Origin of the sequence: Xenorhabdus sp. PR6a (assembly GCF_028599065.1) — a bacterium.
In the GTDB taxonomy this organism is placed as follows: domain Bacteria; phylum Pseudomonadota; class Gammaproteobacteria; order Enterobacterales; family Enterobacteriaceae; genus Xenorhabdus; species Xenorhabdus doucetiae.
The window spans coordinates 25,427-45,167 of sequence record NZ_JAQRFJ010000001.1 but is presented as its reverse complement, the minus strand read 5'-3'; the positions used below and the strand labels follow the sequence as shown (position 1 = coordinate 45,167).

Sequence of the window (19,741 nt, the reverse complement as noted above, 5' to 3'; positions counted from 1 at the left end):
GGGTTCGATTACTGGCGGGCTAACCTTCCTGTTGTTGGCATAAATGCTTCATTACTGCGCCAGGGGTTGATATCTAATCCTCCCCGACGGGTATAACGAGCATAAACCGTGAGTGTTTCCGGGGCGCATAAGGCCATTAAGTCATTGAAAATACGCTCGACACACTGTTCATGAAATTCATTGTGATGCCGGAAAGAAACCAAGTAGCGCAGCAGTTTTTCCTGATCGATTTTGGCGCCTTTATAGCGGATCATCACCGATCCCCAATCGGGCTGGTGGGTGATCAGGCAATTTGATTTCAGCAAATGACTTACCAGCGTTTCCTCAACCACAGGGCCGATTGCTGCCTGATTAAGATAATCACGATTGAACTGATAATCATCAATATCAATATCCTGATTATCGATACATTCTCCGGCAAATTCGGCAATGGGCTGCTGGCTGAAAGCATGGAGGGGATGCAGGACAACTTCAATCTTGCCATTGGCACAAGCCGATAAATCGTGTTGCAAGGTTTTTTGTACCGTTTCCCAATCCGCAAAGCGGGTTTGGTTAAAACTGTTCAGATAAAGCTTAAAACTTTTTGATTCGATCAGGTTTTCGCTGGCCGCATCCAGGCTGACATGGCCGATGGCAACTTGAGGAACGCCACGCGCGTTGAGCCAGGAAAGTTCGTACATTGTCCAGATATCTGCCCCATGAAACGGGAGATTGTCAGGGTAGAGTCCAAGCGGCTCCCGGTTCAGACTGCGGGGAACCGCTTGCAATAATGTGGGATCGTAGCTATCGCGGTAGGGAGTGGGTTTACCCAATGTGAGTTGGGCGAGTGCCTGATTATCTTGATACAGAGACATTAGGATTCCTTGAAGCTGAACTATCTTTAGACGGTAAGGTAAGCCCGTAGTGTATCAAGGAATCCTGATGGTTCGTATTTTTATTGTGCATTGATATTTGCATATATTCACCATACTTCAAGGTGCATTGATTATCTTCCCACGGTGCGGGAAGATAATCAGCGGCTTTCATTTTGCGAGCTGCAACTTGAAGTTTATAGGATATAGAAAAAGTTTATACAGGAAACAATTTATCCAATAATGGCGATCTAAATAAGTGATGTGGATCATACTTCTGTAAGGCTGAAACGGCCGAAACCCAGTTGTTATCAGCAGGTAAGCCAGCAGTTAATGATGCCGGAATGATGTTGGTCAATACTTCCTTATCCTCCCATGCGCGGTTAGCACCATAAGCCCAGCCTTTACTCCATTCAACACGGGCGCAAGCATAAGAACCCTCAAATTCGTTGAATAGCCACTGTTCAAATTGACGACAAAATTCAATGGCATAGGGGGTTTCTGGAAAGGTTAAGACATCAAGCCAGACGGCGACATCCCATTCCGGTCGATCCAGCCGGGGGCGAATGGCTGATAGGGCAGGAACAGCCGCTTCGGCATACACCACTTCGGTGGGATCATCTAATCCGGTCACCCTGACTTCAAGTGGGCCATTGATCGGAAATTTCCCTTGGTTTGCATAGTGCAGTATTAATTGCTTCCAGTGAGTATAAAATTTATTCAATACAAGTTGGATATTTTTACGTTGGGTTAATACCGCATAACCATTGGCGGTAACACGCAATGTGGTGGGTTTGACATATAACAACAGGTTTTTACTCCAACCCCAGATATCTTTCCCACTATTTTGTAAGGCGGTATGGGTCAGTTGATATTGCATTTCACTCACCAGAGGCGTTATCAGCGGGAAATTAGCCAGAAGATTATCCGCGATATCTGATAGGGTGGGGGAAATATTATCGGAAAAGGGGTAGTTATAAGGTGCCTTAACTTCAATGCTGGCAGCCGGCTTGGTGGGAGCGACACTCCAGACTTTTAGCCACGGTGCAGGTGTAAAGGGGAATAAAATGATTTCAGCCCGGCCACTTTTATCCAGAAAATCACTAAAAGTTTGTTTTTCTTTTACGCTTTCCGGTGGGGCAAATAATTCATCTGCCGGAATATCGGTGAAACTCTGACAGCGAAGACGTTGATTTTTACCCGCCTGAAGTTGAACTTCCAAAATCAGCGAACAACCGATATGGGTTAATAACGGCGCGCAATCAGGCTTATGTCGCTCAAAATGCCTAATGGTATATTGCTGATTGTCTTTATCCCATACCACAGCAGAAAGGGATAATATCGCATTACTGAGAGAGCCGAATGTGTGCCCAGGCAGCGGGATCTCGTCAAGCGCTTTAATGGCCGTGCCATGCCCGTCGATGGCGAGAACCGCGCCGAGTGTCAAATCACCGGGCGCGGGGGTTGCCGTAAAGCCCAAACCCTGTTCTTCCATTTGGGTCAGTAACGTTTCCATTAATATCCCGGTTTGTGCGGTCACGATGGAAAACTGAGAACGATGCTCGATATTGACATGGGTAAAATGAGCAGAAAGATCCAGCAGCATAATGCGATTTCTAAAACTTTGCCCTGATGCCAAGAGCAGTGGCGACCAGTTATGTGATTGCCCGATGGGCCTTAATTTATAATTTTCTTGCCATGCCCAATTCACCACGGAAATCATCTCTTCGACCGTTTTTGGTATGCAGCACGGTAGATTACCGGCATGAATTTCTCCTGACCAATTTTTAAAATTGATCATTTTCCAAATCACTTCTTTGGGAAAATTGGGTAAGTGATATTCTATTTCGGCAATTATCTCATTTTGTAAGTCACTATTTTCTTTTTTAAGCAAGTCTGATGATGGCATGTTTTATTTCCTTTGTTTTTAATTGGAAATCTATTGGCTATCAACAGAAAGTAATTTCTCCAATAACGGTGATCTGAATATGTGATGTGGGTCATAGGTATTTAATAAAGATATTACCGCAGTCCAATTATTATCAACAGGTTGACCCTCATTGAATGAGGCGGGAATATTATTTTTTATGATATCTTCATCTTCCCATGCGGCATTTTCACTGTATGCCCATCCCTTACTCCATTCGACGCGAGCCGCTGCATAAGTACCATTAAATTCTTTAAATAGCCATTGCTCAAACTGGCGGAGAAATTGATGGGCATATTGCGTGATTGGAAAGGTCAATATATCGAGCCAAACTGCGACATCCCATTCCGGTTCGTCTGGACGGGGGCGAAGTGGGGACAATCCGGGAGCGACGGCGTTTTTGTCTATGACTTCGGAAGATGTATCCAGTCCGGTAACCCTCACTTCGATCGGGCCGTTGATGGGAAATTCTCCGTCAACCGCAAATTCCCCTAATAGTGTTCGCCATTGAGTATAAAACACACTCAGGACACGTTGAATATCAGCACGACGGGTTAAGATAGCATAACCATTGGCGGTCACACGTAATGTGGTGGGTTTGACATATAACAATAAGTTTTTACTCCAACCCCAGATATCTTTTCTTGAAGTTGATAGCAGAAGATCGGTATAGAAATATTGAAACTGGCCTAATATGGGAGTTAATGCGGGTTCAACATCAAGACAAGCCTCAAGGATCCCTGATACAAGATCAGAAATATTGTCGGAGAATGGGTAATTATAAGGCTCGGTCACTTCGACGCTGGAATCGGGTTTTTCAGGCGCAATACTCCAAACTTTTAACCAGGGTTTTGGGGTAAATGGAAATAAAATCACTTCGACCCGACCACTTTTATCCAGAAAATGGCTCACTGTTTGCGGGTTATTTTTTTTATCTTGTGAAAAGGCAAATAATTCAGCCGCAGAAATATCAGTAATACTTTCACACCGAAGATGTTGATTTTTCCCTGCCTGTAATTGGACTTCCAATATCAAAGCACTGCCTAAATGAGTCAGCAGAGGCGCGCAGCTTAATTCAGTGCGCTTAAAAACCTTAAGAATATATTGCTGGCGCTCTTTATCCCACACGACGGCAGAGAGAGACAATATCGCGTTGCTCAGGGAACCGTAAGTGTGACCCGGCTCGTTGTCTTCCCCACGCGCGTTGATGGCGGTTCCATGTCCACCAATTGCCAGAACACCGCCTAAGGTTAAATCGCCGGGCGCCGGTGTTGCGGTGAAACCAAGGCCGTGCGCTTCCATCTGCGTCATAAGTGCTTCCATCAGTACACCGGTTTGTGCGGTCACGATGGAAGCGGGAGAAGATTGCTCAATTGTGACCTGAGTGAAATGGGGTTGCAGATCCATGAGAATAAGATTTTTTGGTGCATCTTCTTTGGCGTTCAATATCAAAGGCGACCAATTATGTGATTGCCCAATCGGTCTTACCTTGTAATTTTGTTGCCAGGCCCAATTGACGACAGCCAGCACTTGCTCAACAGACTCTGGTATGCAGCATGGAACCTGATCTATTTTAATTTCATGTGACCAGTTATTAAAATTTCGATATTCCCATTTTACATCTTGGGGAAAGTTGATTAGCTCATCTGTTTGTTTGATGGTTATATTTTCACTGGATGATGTGTTTTCTTTTTTATCTGTGTGTGGTGAGTGCATGATTTTATATCCTTTATTTCAAATTGTTTTAATTGAATTTTTAGGTGAGTATGAATATATACTTATATTTTGTCGTGTTTTATTGTTTATATAATTTAATATGATTAATAGAAGTGGTGGTTGTTTTTAATTTATCTGAGTATGGTTATTGCTGCGTAATAAATGCGCCGAGTTATATTTATTATAGTCTTCATATTTTCCGATGACGGGGAGAGATTAAAAAAATATTTTATTGAGCTAATTATTCTTGGGAATTCATTCTGTTGTCACTGTGCTGCAATTTTCAGGGTATTGGGTATAGAATAGAACGTTATTAAGCCTGAGCCTGAAAATAGGAATGATATAAGCATATGACCTTTAATGTGACAGAGGCACTCTCTGACTTTACCCGACGTTATGTTGAATTATGGCAAGAGAAAACGGGGTTTCCGCCGGCCAGTAGTGCATTGTATGGCGTACCTTCACCCTGTATTGAGCGCACGGGAGAAGATGTGGTGCATTGGCTTCCCCGGCCATTTTCTGTGTCAGAAAAACTCAGTAAGGTAGAAATTGCGCTGGAGATCCGTTTGCAGGACGCTATCCATGATTATTATGCGACGCAGTTGGCGGGTGATATGGCCGCCAGTTTTGCCGGGCAAAATTTCAGCTTGATTCAGGTATGGAGCGAAGACGATTTTATTCGCTTGCAGGAAAACTTGATTGGTCACCTTGTTACCCAGGAGCGGTTAAAACTTTCACCGACCGTATTTATTGGCACGACGGATACCGAGATGGGGTTAATTTCGGTGTGTAATTTGACCGGGCAAGTGATGCTTGAACAGTTTGGCAGCCATGAAAGGAGAACATTAGCCGCAGATTTGGCCAGTTTCCTTGCGGTTATCACACCTGTCATGTGCAGTTAATTGCAGATATTGGTTGGGTTTTTTGTAAGAGATATCTCACATCCCGCGTGAGATATCTCTTTTAATCATGGCGTGAATATTATTCGATAAAATTATTTCTATTTTATATCAATAGAATGCGTGATGTTATCTGAGTGTTCATATTGCCATTTCTCTGACGATACGGATTCAGTGGCTTGTTTCAACAGCCCGAATCGTAGATCCTTTCACTGTTCCGCAAGGAACCACTGCACAACAATAACCAGGGAATAAATCCATCGGGAAGATGGTACAAGGATGATTAGGTACAGGCAGGAAGGCTAAAAACTATCAGTATAATGATTGAATAAAGGATATCTGACAGGGATGTATTTTGTCAGGGAAATAAACAGGAAATACCCCAAGTAGCAGGATTGCTATGACAGCCACTCAAGAGGAGAGGTAAAATCTCTCCTCTTACTTCACTTAAATTGCCGCAACTTTTCCTACCGTAACTTTTCCGCTGAAATCGTATCAATGATACTCTACGTCCCAATGACGTGGTGGCAGTTTCTGTCATCTGAGCAACAGATAAGCATCAGACGAAACATCATGAGTATCGAGACACAAATTCTACATAAATTACAGTTAATTGAAGCGGCCCTGAAAATGGTGGGCCTATGGCAGGATTATCCGCCTAAACCCGAAGCCTTTGAAAGTACCGAACCTTTTTCCATTGATACGATGTCAGCAGGCGAGTGGCTCCAGTGGGTGTTAATCCCAAGAATGCGCGCCCTGATAGAGCAAAAAGCCTGTTTGCCGGCGGCATTCGCCATCGCTCCCTACTTTGAAGAAGTTTATAAAGAAGAAGCCGAGCGTTATTTCCCTCTGCTTGAACATTTGCGGGCGTTGGACAACCTGTTTACGCAGGATACCTGATATGCTGGAGATTATTTATCAGGATGAGCATATTGTTGCCGTCAATAAGCCTGCCGGCTGGTTAGTTCACCGTAGCTGGCTGGCTCGCCATGAGACGGTTTTTGTGATGCAGACATTGCGTGATCAAATTGGGCAGCATGTTTTCCCGGTCCATCGTCTGGACAGGCCGACATCGGGGGTGCTGTTAATGGCGCTTTCAAGCGAAGTCGCCAGAACACTGTCACAACAATTTGAATGCCACGAGATACAAAAAACGTATCATGCCGTTGTACGGGGTTATGTTGAAGGTGATGATATGATCGACTACGCCCTAATGGAGGAGTTGGATAAAATTGCGGATAAATTTGCGGATACAGACAGGGCCGCGCAACCCGCCGTGACTTATTACCGTTCATTGGCACAAGTCGAATGTCCGGTTGAGATAGGGCGTTATCCGACATCACGTTTCAGTTTGTTGGCGTTGATGCCAAAAACCGGCCGGAAGCATCAATTGCGGCGGCACATGGCGCATATTCGACATCCGATCATTGGGGATACTACGCACGGCGATTTGCGACAAAATCGCGGTGTTGCTAAATATTATCAGACTGGCAGGTTAATGCTGCATGCCAGCCGGCTTCAACTCAAGCATCCTGTGACAGGAGAGAGTCTTCTTCTGACTGCGCGCTGGGACCCATCATGGCAGCATTTGCTTGAACAGTTTGGCTGGCAGGGTATTGTGCCTGATCTGGAATGTCTTACTATTCGTGAATGAACACATCATGAATGAACACAGTATCAAACCGGTTAAAGAGATCAATATTTATGGCAAAAATTGGTATTTTCGTTGGTACAGTTTATGGCAATGCGCTGGCGATTGCGGAAGAAGCGCAGCAGATCCTAGAGCAGCAAGGACATGAGGTTGCCATTTTTGAAGAGGCAACTTTAGCGCAATGGCAACCGTATTTGCAGCAAGTTGTCTTAGTGGTGACCTCAACCACGGGGCAAGGCGATCTGCCTGACAATATTCAGCCGCTGTATAGCGAATTGAACGATAAATTGGGCTACCAGCCCGATCTGAGCTATGGCGTGATTGCGCTGGGCGACAGTAGTTACGACACTTTTTGTGGCGGTGGCTGCACATTTGATAACCTGTTACAGGAACAGGGCGCCAAGCGCATCGGTGGGATATTGCAGATTGATGCTATTGAGGTCGCTGAACCTGAAGTCTTTGCCCAAGGCTGGATTGAGGAGTGGGGGAAGTTGTTGTAAATCAGTGATTTACTACACCGCTTAGGCCTTTATCGGGTTCGAGAATTTGGGCGGATAAGCGGTGTATGACAAGCGGATACCATTACTTACGGGTCAGCTTTTCCAAATCGGCTTCAATTTCTGCAATCTTATTTGCCACGACATGTTCAAGATGACGTAAGTCGTCGAGGATCTTGTGTTTCAAATCCACTTCAATCTGATCATGTTTGCAAATCTGATCCAACTCTTCAATCACATAACGCAGGTTAGTATTGATCTCCTTGATTTCTTTGTAACCTTGGCTTGAATGATCGTCAGAGATGGTCTTTAACTGGCGTGGGTACTTAAATTTAACGCTCTTGGCGAAGAATTCGCCCTTATCCTTGCGGAAATAAATCTTCAGAATATCGTTATTCGCTTCCTGACGGAGGCTATAGCGATCAATATCTTCAGGATGTGTGATCCCCAAACTTTTCAGATTATCGTACATAGCGCGCCACCTAGTCATCTAAATGAAATGGAAAAGGCAAAAAATAGTGGATTTATTATCCATTTCGTTATCGTTAAAAGTCAATGGGTTAATGGGATTTAAGCGTATCCACATAAAAATTAAAACAAATACATTGCTTGAAATCACTAATCAATATACATATGATTAGCTCATAATAAAAATGGAGCTTTAATCGTGGATTATGAACATGGACTAGAAATTTTATTAGACCTTCATTGCCAACGAGTTAACAGGGATGACGGTTACTGGTGGGAAATAAGGGCATGGACAGTCAGTAAAACCAAGATGATACCTCATGGAATCAGGTACAATCTGACATTGCATGATAAGCACAATACCAGAGTATTGGGTATCGATAACGCCCATGCCATTTCTGCGCCTAAGAAAGGAAAATATAAGGGACGCATAGTGTACGATCATATGCACAGAAACTCGCATGATAGAGGAGTGCCCTATGAATTCACGTCACCTTACCAATTAATTGAGGACTTTTTCGCTAAAATTGATGAAGTCATAGCTGAGAGAGAATCTAGAGGTTAGCAAAATGAAAGCACTCATCGGCGTAATGAATGAAGAGCTTATTCGTAAACGTATATTGGCAATCGCTAAGGGTGAATATAAACCACAACCCGATGAACCTAAGGTTTGGTTTACGTCTATGATAGCACTGGCACAAGTATTGAGTGAAAACAACATTGCTTTACTTCGTATGATGGATGAGCAAAAGCCAGAAACCATAGCCGAACTTTCCGGGCTTTCAGGAAGAAAACCGAGCAATTTGTCTACTACGTTAAAAACACTTAATCGGCATGGCCTTGTGCGGTTGGAAAAGAATGGAAAAAATGTCAAACCCATTGCTTTATTTACCGACTTTGAAATAAAGATTGAGCAGGATCTGACTGAAAGGATTATGAAAGCCTGTTCAAAAGGGAAAAAAGCGGCTTGAATGTGAATAATATGCTGTTTTTTTTATAGATATTCTTTATGGCTATAGCCACCCAAAGGGGTGGCTCGGTTATTTTTAAATTTAATCAATATTTCTCAGTAGCTCATTAATCCCCACCTTGCCGCGGGTCTTGGCATCAACCTTTTTCACGATAACGGCGCAATACAGGCTGTAACTGCCATCTTTCGACGGAAGGTTACCGGATACCACGACAGAACCCGCAGGGACGCGGCCATAATGGACTTCACCGGTTTCGCGATCATAGATTTTGGTGCTTTGGCCGATGTAAACACCCATTGAGATCACGGAGCCTTCTTCGACGATAACGCCTTCGACAATCTCAGAGCGTGCGCCGATAAAGCAGTTGTCTTCGATAATGGTTGGGTTGGCCTGCAATGGCTCCAGAACGCCACCAATACCAACACCGCCGGATAAGTGGACATTTTTACCGATTTGGGCACAGGAGCCGACGGTGGCCCAAGTGTCTACCATGCTGCCTTCATCCACGTAAGCACCGAGGTTGACGTAAGAGGGCATCAAGACGGTGTTGCGGGCGATATAGGCACCTTGGCGGACCGCCGCAGGAGGCACGACACGGAATCCTTCTTTTTCGAAACGTGCCTGATCATAGTCAGCAAATTTCATCGGGACTTTATCGAAATAGCGGCTTTCAGCGCCTTCCATCACCTGATTGTCATTAATGCGGAAGGAAAGCAGTACCGCTTTTTTCAACCATTGATGCGTTATCCACTTTCCATCGACTTTTTCGGCGACCCGTAGTTTGCCGCTGTCCAGCATTTGAATAACCTGATTGATGGCAGCGCGGGTTGCATTGTCAACCGTCATTGGAGTGATGTTTACGCGGTTTTCAAACGCAGTTTCGATAGTCGTTTGTAATTGCAGCATGAGTATGCGGTTCCTAATTTCTGTTAAGAGAGTTTTGTTATAGTTTATCCCGTGTGTCGAGGGTTTCTGTCAACCTTTCTGATAATTCATCCCTTATTTTTTGATGTAATGCGTTTTGATCTTTATCCGCTAAGACAAAAAAGTCTTCGACACGTTCACCGATGGTCGTAATGCGGGCGCCGTGCAGGGAAATACCTAATTCAGCGAAAATATTCCCCACCCGTGCCAATAATCCGGGCTGATCCAACGCGACCAATTCCATATAAGTACGGCGAGCATTTTTGCTTGGTAAAAAGTTAACCTTGGTTGGAACGTTAAAATGACGCAGTTTGGCAGGCAGATTGCGTGCCTTTGGTACTTTAGGATGAGGATCGTTCACGACTTTCAGTAAGGCTCGCCGGATAGGTTCGTGGCGGTCAAACGCCAGTGGATGGCCGTTAGGCTCCAAAACAACAAAGGTATCCATCGCCATTTCATCCCGATTCGTGAAGATTTGAGCATCGTGAACACTTAAATTACGCTTGTCCAATTCGCCAACGACGGCTGCAAAAAGCGAAGGCCGATCTTGGCACCAGATAAAAATTTCTGTTCCGCCGTGAGAAAACGCGGTGCTGATGAGCACCATGGGTTCCAGAGACGTTGGGTGGATGGTGTGGTGGACTAAGTGGCTGGCGTGCCATGCTAATTGGTCAGGGGTATGGCGCAGGAAATAGTCCGCATGGCAACGGCTCCAGATATGGTGTAACCGCTGTTCATCAATATTCTCTTGTTGCAGAAGCGTCAATGCCTGCAAGCGATTATTGCGGATACGTTCCCGTAAATCAGGGGTATTTTGAATCCCTTGGCGCAATTGGGTTTCCGTGGCGAAATAGAGTTCGCGTATCAGGCTCTGTTTCCAGCTATTCCAGAGTTTGGCGTTGGTGGCACAAATATCTGCGACGGTGAGGCAGGCTAAATAATTAAGCCGGTTCTGATTTTTAACCTGGCCGGCAAATTGCTGGATGACGTCGGGATCTTGGATATCCCGACGCTGCGCTGTCACTGACATCAGTAAATGATCGCGAACCAGCCATTCCACTAATTCTGCTTCATGGTTGGTCAGACCATGTTGTTGGACGAATACGAAAGCATCTTTGGCACCAAGCTCTGAATGATCACCATTGCGCCCTTTGGCAATATCATGGAAAAACGCTGCCAGCCGCAACAACTCTGGTTGAGGAAGACGCGGATAAAGTTCAACACACAACGGGTGGATAACACGGTTGTTTTCATCAGCAAAACTTTCCAGTTTTTGCAGTACGCGGATGGTGTGTTCGTCAACCGTATAAGCATGAAAAAGGTCGAACTGCATCTGGCCGACAATGTTGCTCCAAAATGGCATATAAGCGCCTAATACGCTATGCAGGTGCATGGGGAGTAATGCCCCGGCAACGGCATGGGGATGGCGCAGGATAGCCATAAAAATTTTTCGGGCGGCGGGGAACTCACACAAAGGCGTGCTCAGGTTTCTGCGGGCATAACGCAGTTGGCGCAGTGTCGTCGAATAGATCCCCTGAATATCACGATATTCAGCCATGTGGTAAAACATGCGCAATATTGACGTGGGATCACGACTAAACAGGGTTGCATCAATGAGATCGATCAGGTTTCCCCGCAATTGAAACTCGGTATTCAGGGGACGGGGTTTCTCATTGGGCTGCAAGGCCAAAATGGCTTCATCAAACAGTTGCAGCAGCATGTTATTCAGCTCACTGACGCGACGGGTCATGCGATAAAAATCTTTCATCATTCGCTCGACAGGCTGATTTCTTTCCCCTTCATAGCCGAGCAGTTGAGCGACACTGAACTGGCGTTCAAACAGCAGCCGATTATCATAACGGTTAACAACCAGATGAAGCGCAAACCGGATGCGCCAGAGAAACGCCTGACATTCGTTCAGTTCGTTGCGTTCTTCTTGGGTCAGAAAACCAAAATTGACCATTTCATCTAAGGAGGTGGCGCCAAAATGGCGGTGAGCAACCCAAAGTAAGGTGTGAATATCGCGTAACCCGCCGGGGCTGCTTTTGATATCAGGCTCCAGATTGTAACTGGTACTGTGATAGCGTTGATGGCGTTCTTGTTGTTCCGCAATTTTTGCGGCGAAAAATTGAGCTGACGGCCAAAAATCATCGCTGAAAATATATTTCTGCAATCGCAGAAATAGTGGTAAGTCCCCACAAATTAAGCGGGATTCAATCAGGTTAGTCGCGATAGTCGGATCGGAAAGCCCTTTTTGCTGGCATTCTTCGAATGTCCTGACACTATGGCCGACTTCAAGGCGGATATCCCAAAGCAGGGCAATCAGTTGTCCGAGACGAGTTGATTGCTCCTCAGTCAATGGTGATTCACTCAGAATCAACAGGTCAATGTCAGAGAGAGGATGTAATTCCCGGCGGCCATAGCCCCCTACGGCAATCAGTGAAAGGGAAGTTATCTGGTCAAACCCCTGTTCCTGCCAGAGTCGCTTTAAAAGCTGATCGATATAGTCGCTGCGGGTGTAAATCAGCGCATCCGGCGAAATGCCGGCCTTGAATGCCTGCTCAAGCCATAGCTGAAATTCATCAATATGCTGTTTAAGAGCAGGAAATTGCAGATCATCGTGGGAAAATTCCACCGGCGAAAGGGGAGGAACAGGTGCTTGCGCTAAGGAGATATCGACTGGCATATGCAGAAACCTATTATGAGAAAGCCCATGTATGAGAAAGCCCATGAGGAAACAGACCACGATGACCAGATTACTGAGAAAATGAAAGGATGAACAGGCATTATTGCCAGCGATTAAGGCTCCCTGTGAGTTGGCCGGAAGCCTTAATTAATTGCGCTAGCGGGGAATTACGCGTTCACTAATACCGCAGAGATATGCGCTTCTTCCTCTTTGCGCCATGTCATGATTTCACAACCATTATCGGTCACAACAAGGGTGTGTTCGTACTGGGCAGACCAACCGCGATCTTTGGTTTTCACTGTCCAGCCATCTTTCATGCTGCGGATACGAAAATCGCCGGCGTTGACCATTGGCTCAATGGTGAATGCCATGCCTTTTTGTAAGACAACGCCGCCATCATCCGCATCATAGTGCAGAACGTGCGGTTCTTCGTGGAAGCCTTTACCGATACCGTGACCGCAGTATTCGCGGACCACTGAGTAATCGTGGCTCTCCACAAATTGCTGAATGGCCTTGCCAATGGCACGCAGGCGGATGCCGGGCTTGACCATTTTCAGGGCGAGGTACAGGCTTTCTTGTGTGACGCGACACAGGCGCTCGCCCTGAATGGTTGGCTTGCCAACAATGAACATTTTGGATGTATCACCGTGGAATTCATCTTTAATGACGGTCACGTCAATATTGACGATATCCCCTTCTTTCAGGATTTTATCATCGCTGGGAATGCCGTGGCAAACCACGTCATTAACAGAGATGCACACCGATTTAGGAAAGCCGTGGTAGCCCAGACACGCTGAAATAGCCTGCTGTTTTTCAGTGATGTGCTTGTGGCAGAGACGATCCAGTTCACCCGTAGTGACACCTGCCTTAACATAAGGCTCAATCATTTCCAGAACTTCGGCTGCCAGACGTCCGGCAACCCGCATTTTCTGAATGTCTTCTTCTGTTTTGATAGAAATAGCCATGAAATGGGTCCATTTAAGTCGAAAATTACCGACTATTTGATATTAATTAAAGGAAGTGTTGTTGGTAATGGTATCAGCCCACCGAATGGATGCCAATATAACCCGTATCTTTCAAACCTGGCCCATGTTGCTGTAACAAATGTTGGAGTCTGGTGGCGGTTTATGGTATAAAGCGCGCCGGTATTCTAGGTAATTGTTTCTGAACTGATGCAATTTGCCAGAGATACTAAATAAACTCATTATGTGTAAATAACACACACAGATCGGCACATACACCGGGGTGCTCTCATGCGGTTAATTCATTGATGTGAATGGCTTTCATCTGAGAGGGTCTGTTACGAATAACCCGCAGTTAAAGAGTCGGTGTCATGGGATCTGTGGAGGCATAACCCCAATTAACTTTATAGAGGTCTAAAATGGCAACTGTTTCCATGCGCGATATGCTGCAAGCTGGCGTTCACTTCGGTCACCAGACTCGTTACTGGAACCCAAAAATGAAGCCTTTCATCTTTGGTGCTCGTAACAAAGTTCATATCATCAACCTGGAAAAAACTGTTCCAATGTTCAATGGTGCACTGGCAGAGTTGAACAAAATCGCTTCCCGTAAAGGTAAGATTCTGTTTGTTGGTACTAAGCGTGCTGCCAGCGAAGCAGTCAAAGAAGCTGCACTGAGCTGTGACCAATACTTCGTTAACCACCGTTGGTTAGGTGGTATGCTGACTAACTGGAAAACTGTTCGTCAGTCAATCAAGCGTTTGAAAGATCTGGAAGTTCAGTCTCAGGACGGTACTTTTGACAAGCTGACCAAAAAAGAAGCGCTGATGCGTACTCGTGAGCTTGGCAAACTGGAAAACAGCCTGGGCGGTATCAAAGACATGGGCGGTCTGCCTGATGCTCTGTTTGTTATCGATGCTGAACACGAGCACATTGCTATCAAAGAAGCCAATAACCTGGGTATCCCTGTATTCGCTGTTGTTGATACTAACTCTGATCCAGATGGCGTTGACTTCATCATCCCTGGTAACGACGACGCAATCCGTGCAGTTAAACTGTACCTGACCGCCGCAGCTACCGCTGTTCGTGAAGGTCGTTCTCAAGATCTGGCTGTTCAGGCTGAAGAAGGTCTGGTAGACGCTGAATAATAAGGCACGCTCATTTTTGTTTGAGCCCTTATTGACCAGGTATTGAAATATATTGGTTAGGGGGCCTGTCACGGCCCCCTTTATCTATCTGATATAGAACTTTTATCTGATATAGAACTTTCCACGCGGAATATTATCTTCCCGCGAGACACATCGAGGAATAAAACAAATGGCTGACATTACCGCTGCTCTGGTAAAAGAACTGCGTGAGCGTACTGGCGCAGGCATGATGGAATGTAAAAAAGCACTGGTTGAAGCAAATGGTGATATCGAACTGGCTATCGATAACATGCGTAAATCAGGGCAAGCAAAGGCGGCTAAGAAAGCAGGCCGTGTTGCTGCTGAAGGTGTTATCCTGGTTGAAGTTGCAGCTGATGCTAAATTCGCCGCTATCGTTGAACTGAACTGTGAAACTGACTTCGTTGCTAAAGATGCTGGCTTCCTGGCATTCGGTAAAGAAGTTATCGCTTCCGTTAAGGCAGACAAAAACGCTGACATCGACGCACTGAAAGCGAAGTTCGAAGAACAGCGCGCTAATCTGGTTGCGAAGATTGGTGAAAACATCAACATTCGTCGCGTTGCTATCCTGGAAGGTGAAGCTGTGGGTTCTTACCTGCACGGCGCGCGTATCGGTGTTCTGGTTGCGGCTGAAGGCGCAAGCGAAGAGCTGATCAAGCACATCGCTATGCACGTTGCTGCCAGCAAGCCAGAATATGTTAACCCAACTGACGTTCCTGCTGACGTTGTTGAGCGTGAGCATCAGATCCAGCTGGACATCGCCATGCAGTCTGGTAAGCCTCGCGAAATCGCAGAGAAAATGGTTTCTGGTCGCATGAACAAATTCACCGGCGAAATCTCTCTGACCGGTCAGAACTTCGTGATGGACCCAAGCAAATCGGTTGGTGATCTGCTGAAAGAAAACAATGCTAAAGTAATCAACTTCATCCGCTTCGAAGTGGGTGAAGGTATTGAGAAAGTTGAAGCTGATTTCGCAGCCGAAGTGGCTGCAATGAGCAAACAGTCTTAATTTTCTTGCACGGAGCCGCCGATTGGCGGTTCTGTTTTATCTTATGATGAATTTTGACATCTGGGCTGTATAGCGTGGATGTGTCGTCGTTGAGTGAATCGTAATCAATCCCCAATATCCTTATCTGCTTAGGACTGAACACCATGGCAACCAATGCAAAACCCGTATATCAGAGAATCCTGCTTAAGCTCAGTGGAGAAGCCTTGCAAGGCGCAGAAGGTTTTGGTATCGACGCCAGCGTCTTAGACCGCATGGCTCAGGAAATCAAAGAATTGGTTGAGCTGGGTATTCAGGTCGGTGTCGTTATTGGAGGAGGCAACCTGTTTCGTGGTGCCGGTTTGGCAGAAGCAGGCATGAACCGTGTCGTCGGTGACCACATGGGCATGTTGGCGACGGTGATGAATGGTCTGGCAATGCGTGATGCTTTGCACCGCGCCTATGTGAACGCGCGTTTGATGTCCGCCATCCCACTGAATGGCGTGTGTGACAATTATAGTTGGGCTGAGGCGATCAGCTTATTGCGTCACGGTCGTGTTGTTATTTTCTCTGCGGGTACGGGTAACCCGTTCTTTACAACAGATTCCGCTGCCTGTCTGCGTGGCATTGAAATCGAAGCGGATGTTGTGTTAAAAGCAACCAAAGTTGATGGCGTCTATTCTGCTGATCCTGCCAAAGATCCTGAAGCCGTTCTCTACAATAAACTCACTTATCAGGACGTATTGGAGCGTGAATTGAAAGTGATGGATCTGGCGGCTTTTACGCTGGCTCGTGACCATAACCTGCCAATTCGGGTCTTTAATATGAACAAACCAGGCGCACTTCGTCGTGTTGTGATGGGGGAAAGTGAAGGTACGTTGATTTCTCACGGCTGATTTTTCACCGTTTGTACTCAGAGACATCGGTGAAGTTTGACGGTATGATCACGGCCTGATGCGCCAAATGTAATGACACAGGGCCACATGCGCTTTAGCGTATTTGACTCACTTATCGGTGACTTACGCAGTGTGGCCTAGAAAATAACCATCTCCCAAGGGTTTGTAACGTGATTAATGAAATCAAAAAAGACGCCCAAGACCGCATGGAAAAAAGCGTCGAAGCACTGAAAAATCAAATTAGCAAGGTTCGTACTGGCCGTGCTTCTCCTAGTCTGCTGGATGGCATCAGCATTGAATATTACGGTGCTGCGACTCCATTGCGTCAGATTGCCAACGTCGTTGCAGAAGATGCCCGCACGTTGGCGATCACGGTATTTGATCGTTCCATGACTACGGCGGTTGAAAAAGCCATTATGGCTTCTGATCTCGGCCTGAACCCCTCTTCTGCCGGGACCATTATTCGTGTTCCATTGCCACCACTGACAGAAGAGCGCCGTAAGGATCTGATTAAAGTTGTGCGTGGAGAAGCGGAGCAGGGTCGTGTCTCCATCCGTAACATCCGCCGTGATGCGAACGATAAAGTTAAAGCTCTGCTGAAAGACAAAGAAATCAGTGAAGATGAAGAGCGTCGTTCACAAGACGACATTCAGAAACTGACTGACAGCTTCATTAAGAAAATTGATGAAGCGCTGGCAAATAAAGAAACTGAGTTGATGGATTTCTAATTGCCACTTCATGCCGACAACGCCGCACCCCTTGCGGCGTTGTTCTTATCCTGGATATTACACTTCTATCACATTTCTTACTCAAGCGATGGACATCGCTATCCGCACCGCTCAAACTATGACGGTTCTCTGTTGCAATTTTCCATTGCGATTTTATATCAGTAGCATACTTAGAGTATAAAAATGAAACGGTTAACTATTCTTGGCTCAACGGGTTCGATTGGGAAAAGTACGCTTTCTGTTGTCCGAAATAACCCGGAGAAATTCAGTGTTGTTGCACTGGTTGCTGGGAAAAATATTGAAGTTATGGCACAGCAATGTTTGGAATTTCACCCGCAATATGCCGCCATGGCCGATGAGCCGTCAGCAAAGGCGCTGCGCCGATTATTGCAGGCGCAGGGAAGCCAAACTGAAGTGCTGTCCGGTAAAGAGGCTATTTGTGATTTAGCCGCATTGGAAGACGTCGATCAAGTCATGTCAGCCATTGTCGGCGTTGCCGGTTTATTGCCGACCTTGGCCGCTATTCGTCAAGGCAAACAAGTGCTGTTGGCTAACAAAGAATCGTTGATTACCAGTGGCCGGCTGTTTATGGATGCGGTTGTCCGATATAACGCGCAATTGCTGCCCATTGACAGCGAACACAATGCCATCTTCCAAAGCCTGCCGGAGGGGGTTCAGCACAACCTTGGCAATATCAATTTAAAAGAGTACGGTATTTCCAGTATTATTCTGACGGGATCTGGCGGGCCGTTCCGTAAGACGCCTTTGGATAAACTGCCTGACGTGACGCCAGATGAAGCCTGTGCCCATCCTATCTGGTCAATGGGGCGTAAAATTTCGGTTGATTCCGCAACCATGATGAACAAGGGACTGGAATATATCGAAGCGCGTTACCTGTTCAATGCTTCCGCAGAAGAAATGGAAGTATTGTTGCATCCTCAATCCGTCATCCATTCAATGGTCCGTTATCAGGATGGCAGCATTATTGCACAACTGGGAACGCAGGATATGTGTACCCCCATCGCTTATGCCATGGCCTATCCTAACCGCATTCCATCGGGTGCAAAGCCACTGGATTTTACCGAATTGAGTAGGCTTACTTTTGAATCACTGGATTATCAGCGTTACCCTTGTCTGAAATTGGCGATTGAGGCTTGCCATCAAGGACAGGCGGCAACAACGGCGTTGAATGCAGCCAATGAAGAAACCGTTGATGTTTTTTTGCAAGGTGGCATCCGTTTCACCGATATTGCGGCCATCAATCGACGGGTCGTTGAAAAAGTCAATTTATCTGAACCGCAAAGTATCGAAGAGGTCTTAGAAATCGATAACATAGCCAGAGTGTTAGCGAGAGAAGCCATAAGCACCTTCGCCAAATAGCCAATTTTATTAATAAATATAGGTTTGCGTTTTGGCAAGTGATATAGTTCGCGGGTAAATTATAGTTGCTATAATAGCCGTTTCAATTATCGGGTGCCTACATTCTAATCATCGATAAGCGTGCAACCCTATCAGAGATAAAGGCTTTCATTCAGGTTGTACCCGAAAAATAGCCGTGATATCCGTGGTGATTGCTGACACGTGACACGGCTTTTTCATGTTTGGAAGTGATTGAGTTTACCAGAAAGTCAGCTTAGTTATTTAAGGATTATTTTGAGTGATATCTCCCAGTGATAGTGACTCATTGCCAGCATTGCCCAGACATGTTGCCATCATTATGGATGGTAATGGTCGTTGGGCAGAAAAACGCGGCAAATTAAGAGTTTTTGGCCACCGCGCAGGGATCAAAGCCGTGCGGAGTGCTGTGAGTTTTTCAGTGAAACACCACATTGAATCACTGACGCTCTATGCTTTTAGCAGCGAAAACTGGAATCGCCCACAGCAGGAAGTCAGTTCATTGATGGAGCTGTTTGTTTTTGCTCTCGATCATGAAGTCAAAAGCCTGCATAAACACAATGTGAAATTGTCTGTTATTGGTGATATCAGCCGTTTCAGTTCACGGTTGCAGGAACGTATTCGCCGTTCAGTGGAATTGACAGCAGGCAATACCGGATTGCACCTTAATATTGCGGCTAACTATGGTGGTCGTTGGGATTTGATTCAGAGTTTTAAACAGATTGCTGAAAAGATTAAAGCCGATGAATTGACTCCCGAAGAGATTACCGAAGCGACAGTTGATAACTTCATCAATTTAAGTCAGCAGCCCGAAGTCGATCTGGTGATTAGGACGGGAGGCGAACATCGTATCAGTAATTTTCTGTTATGGCAGATCGCTTATGCAGAATTGTATTTTACCGATATACTTTGGCCTGATTTTAATGAAACTGTTTTTGAAGGTGCGATTAATGCCTTTGCCAAACGAGAACGCCGATTTGGCGGAACAATACCAGACGATGCCAAAGTGGGATCATAGGAGG

At 45.8% G+C, this 19,741-nt stretch carries 18 protein-coding genes; 11 read left to right on the top strand and 7 right to left on the bottom strand.

Going from position 1 to position 19,741, the window contains the following annotated elements; all coding sequences use genetic code 11:
• Positions 1-8: 8 nt before the first annotated feature.
• The 3 genes from queF to PSI15_RS00200 form a co-directional block, all read right to left on the bottom strand.
• On the bottom strand, positions 9-854 hold the full coding sequence (gene queF, locus PSI15_RS00210) for an NADPH-dependent 7-cyano-7-deazaguanine reductase QueF (protein WP_273581790.1): 846 nt from the start codon (positions 852-854) through the stop codon (positions 9-11).
• A gap of 214 nt (positions 855-1,068) precedes the next feature.
• Positions 1,069-2,760: a cholesterol oxidase substrate-binding domain-containing protein gene (locus tag PSI15_RS00205; RefSeq protein ID WP_273581789.1), complete on the bottom strand. Its 1,692-nt coding sequence runs from the start codon at positions 2,758-2,760 to the stop codon at positions 1,069-1,071.
• A gap of 30 nt (positions 2,761-2,790) precedes the next feature.
• Entirely contained in the window at positions 2,791-4,494 is a 1,704-nt protein-coding gene (locus PSI15_RS00200; protein ID WP_273581788.1) for a cholesterol oxidase substrate-binding domain-containing protein, read from the bottom strand.
• A gap of 350 nt (positions 4,495-4,844) precedes the next feature.
• On the opposite strand from PSI15_RS00200, the gene syd reads away from it, so the two are divergent.
• The 4 genes from syd (at position 4,845) to PSI15_RS00180 (ending at position 7,544) form a co-directional block, all read left to right on the top strand.
• On the top strand, positions 4,845-5,396 hold the full coding sequence (gene syd / locus PSI15_RS00195; RefSeq protein WP_273581787.1) for a SecY-interacting protein: 552 nt from the start codon (positions 4,845-4,847) through the stop codon (positions 5,394-5,396).
• A gap of 570 nt (positions 5,397-5,966) precedes the next feature.
• Positions 5,967-6,293, top strand: a complete 327-nt coding sequence (locus PSI15_RS00190) for a YqcC family protein (RefSeq protein WP_273581786.1) — start codon at positions 5,967-5,969, stop codon at positions 6,291-6,293.
• Between the two features lies 1 nt (position 6,294).
• Entirely contained in the window at positions 6,295-7,047 is a 753-nt protein-coding gene (gene truC / locus PSI15_RS00185) for a tRNA pseudouridine(65) synthase TruC (protein WP_045972520.1), read from the top strand.
• Between the two features lie 50 nt (positions 7,048-7,097).
• A complete protein-coding gene (locus PSI15_RS00180) occupies positions 7,098-7,544 on the top strand; it encodes a flavodoxin (RefSeq protein ID WP_273581785.1) in 447 nt (148 codons plus the stop codon).
• Between the two features lie 82 nt (positions 7,545-7,626).
• On the opposite strand, the gene PSI15_RS00175 is transcribed toward PSI15_RS00180, so the two are convergent.
• On the bottom strand, positions 7,627-8,013 hold the full coding sequence (locus PSI15_RS00175) for a DUF3461 family protein (protein WP_045972516.1): 387 nt from the start codon (positions 8,011-8,013) through the stop codon (positions 7,627-7,629).
• Between the two features lie 565 nt (positions 8,014-8,578).
• Between PSI15_RS00175 and PSI15_RS00165 the strand changes: the two genes are divergently transcribed.
• The gene (locus PSI15_RS00165; protein ID WP_045973690.1) at positions 8,579-8,980 is read left to right on the top strand and encodes an HVO_A0114 family putative DNA-binding protein; all 402 of its coding nucleotides are present in this window, start codon (positions 8,579-8,581) and stop codon (positions 8,978-8,980) included.
• An 81-nt stretch (positions 8,981-9,061) separates the two neighbouring features.
• Here the strand turns inward: PSI15_RS00165 and dapD are convergent, their stop codons facing one another.
• The 3 genes from dapD to map form a co-directional block, all read right to left on the bottom strand.
• Positions 9,062-9,886 carry a 2,3,4,5-tetrahydropyridine-2,6-dicarboxylate N-succinyltransferase gene (dapD, locus tag PSI15_RS00160; RefSeq protein WP_045972514.1) on the bottom strand — a complete coding sequence of 275 codons (825 nt, stop codon included), beginning with the start codon at positions 9,884-9,886 and terminating at the stop codon, positions 9,062-9,064.
• A 37-nt stretch (positions 9,887-9,923) separates the two neighbouring features.
• Positions 9,924-12,590, bottom strand: a complete 2,667-nt coding sequence (glnD, locus tag PSI15_RS00155) for a bifunctional uridylyltransferase/uridylyl-removing protein GlnD (protein ID WP_273581783.1) — start codon at positions 12,588-12,590, stop codon at positions 9,924-9,926.
• Positions 12,591-12,757: 167 nt separating this feature from the next.
• Positions 12,758-13,555 carry a type I methionyl aminopeptidase gene (gene map / locus PSI15_RS00150; protein WP_273581782.1) on the bottom strand — a complete coding sequence of 266 codons (798 nt, stop codon included), beginning with the start codon at positions 13,553-13,555 and terminating at the stop codon, positions 12,758-12,760.
• A 416-nt stretch (positions 13,556-13,971) separates the two neighbouring features.
• On the opposite strand from map, the gene rpsB reads away from it, so the two are divergent.
• The 6 genes from rpsB (at position 13,972) to uppS (ending at position 19,737) form a co-directional block, all read left to right on the top strand.
• Positions 13,972-14,697 (top strand): 30S ribosomal protein S2, encoded by a 726-nt coding sequence (gene rpsB, locus PSI15_RS00145; RefSeq protein ID WP_273581781.1) that lies wholly within the window; start codon positions 13,972-13,974, stop codon positions 14,695-14,697.
• 169 nt (positions 14,698-14,866) lie between these two features.
• Positions 14,867-15,724: a translation elongation factor Ts gene (gene tsf, locus PSI15_RS00140; protein WP_273581780.1), complete on the top strand. Its 858-nt coding sequence runs from the start codon at positions 14,867-14,869 to the stop codon at positions 15,722-15,724.
• Between the two features lie 143 nt (positions 15,725-15,867).
• Positions 15,868-16,596: a UMP kinase gene (pyrH, locus tag PSI15_RS00135; protein ID WP_045972502.1), complete on the top strand. Its 729-nt coding sequence runs from the start codon at positions 15,868-15,870 to the stop codon at positions 16,594-16,596.
• Between the two features lie 170 nt (positions 16,597-16,766).
• Positions 16,767-17,324: a ribosome recycling factor gene (frr, locus tag PSI15_RS00130; RefSeq protein WP_273581779.1), complete on the top strand. Its 558-nt coding sequence runs from the start codon at positions 16,767-16,769 to the stop codon at positions 17,322-17,324.
• A gap of 183 nt (positions 17,325-17,507) precedes the next feature.
• Positions 17,508-18,704 carry a 1-deoxy-D-xylulose-5-phosphate reductoisomerase gene (gene ispC / locus PSI15_RS00125; RefSeq protein ID WP_273581778.1) on the top strand — a complete coding sequence of 399 codons (1,197 nt, stop codon included), beginning with the start codon at positions 17,508-17,510 and terminating at the stop codon, positions 18,702-18,704.
• A 337-nt stretch (positions 18,705-19,041) separates the two neighbouring features.
• The gene (uppS, locus tag PSI15_RS00120; protein WP_231854523.1) at positions 19,042-19,737 is read left to right on the top strand and encodes a polyprenyl diphosphate synthase; all 696 of its coding nucleotides are present in this window, start codon (positions 19,042-19,044) and stop codon (positions 19,735-19,737) included.
• Positions 19,738-19,741 lie beyond the last annotated feature (4 nt).

Bases quoted from the DNA above. Each gene is read 5' to 3' on its own strand.
- queF (WP_273581790.1), bottom strand. From the start codon at position 854: ATGTCTCTGTATCAAGATAATCAGGCACTCGCCCAACTCACATTGGGT.
- PSI15_RS00205 (WP_273581789.1), bottom strand. From the start codon at position 2,760: ATGCCATCATCAGACTTGCTTAAAAAAGAAAATAGTGACTTACAAAAT.
- PSI15_RS00200 (WP_273581788.1), bottom strand. From the start codon at position 4,494: ATGCACTCACCACACACAGATAAAAAAGAAAACACATCATCCAGTGAA.
- syd (WP_273581787.1), top strand. From the start codon at position 4,845: ATGACCTTTAATGTGACAGAGGCACTCTCTGACTTTACCCGACGTTAT.
- PSI15_RS00190 (WP_273581786.1), top strand. From the start codon at position 5,967: ATGAGTATCGAGACACAAATTCTACATAAATTACAGTTAATTGAAGCG.
- truC (WP_045972520.1), top strand. From the start codon at position 6,295: ATGCTGGAGATTATTTATCAGGATGAGCATATTGTTGCCGTCAATAAG.
- PSI15_RS00180 (WP_273581785.1), top strand. From the start codon at position 7,098: ATGGCAAAAATTGGTATTTTCGTTGGTACAGTTTATGGCAATGCGCTG.
- PSI15_RS00175 (WP_045972516.1), bottom strand. From the start codon at position 8,013: ATGTACGATAATCTGAAAAGTTTGGGGATCACACATCCTGAAGATATT.
- PSI15_RS00165 (WP_045973690.1), top strand. From the start codon at position 8,579: ATGAAAGCACTCATCGGCGTAATGAATGAAGAGCTTATTCGTAAACGT.
- dapD (WP_045972514.1), bottom strand. From the start codon at position 9,886: ATGCTGCAATTACAAACGACTATCGAAACTGCGTTTGAAAACCGCGTA.
- glnD (WP_273581783.1), bottom strand. From the start codon at position 12,590: ATGCCAGTCGATATCTCCTTAGCGCAAGCACCTGTTCCTCCCCTTTCG.
- map (WP_273581782.1), bottom strand. From the start codon at position 13,555: ATGGCTATTTCTATCAAAACAGAAGAAGACATTCAGAAAATGCGGGTT.
- rpsB (WP_273581781.1), top strand. From the start codon at position 13,972: ATGGCAACTGTTTCCATGCGCGATATGCTGCAAGCTGGCGTTCACTTC.
- tsf (WP_273581780.1), top strand. From the start codon at position 14,867: ATGGCTGACATTACCGCTGCTCTGGTAAAAGAACTGCGTGAGCGTACT.
- pyrH (WP_045972502.1), top strand. From the start codon at position 15,868: ATGGCAACCAATGCAAAACCCGTATATCAGAGAATCCTGCTTAAGCTC.
- ispC (WP_273581778.1), top strand. From the start codon at position 17,508: ATGAAACGGTTAACTATTCTTGGCTCAACGGGTTCGATTGGGAAAAGT.
- uppS (WP_231854523.1), top strand. From the start codon at position 19,042: ATGGATGGTAATGGTCGTTGGGCAGAAAAACGCGGCAAATTAAGAGTT.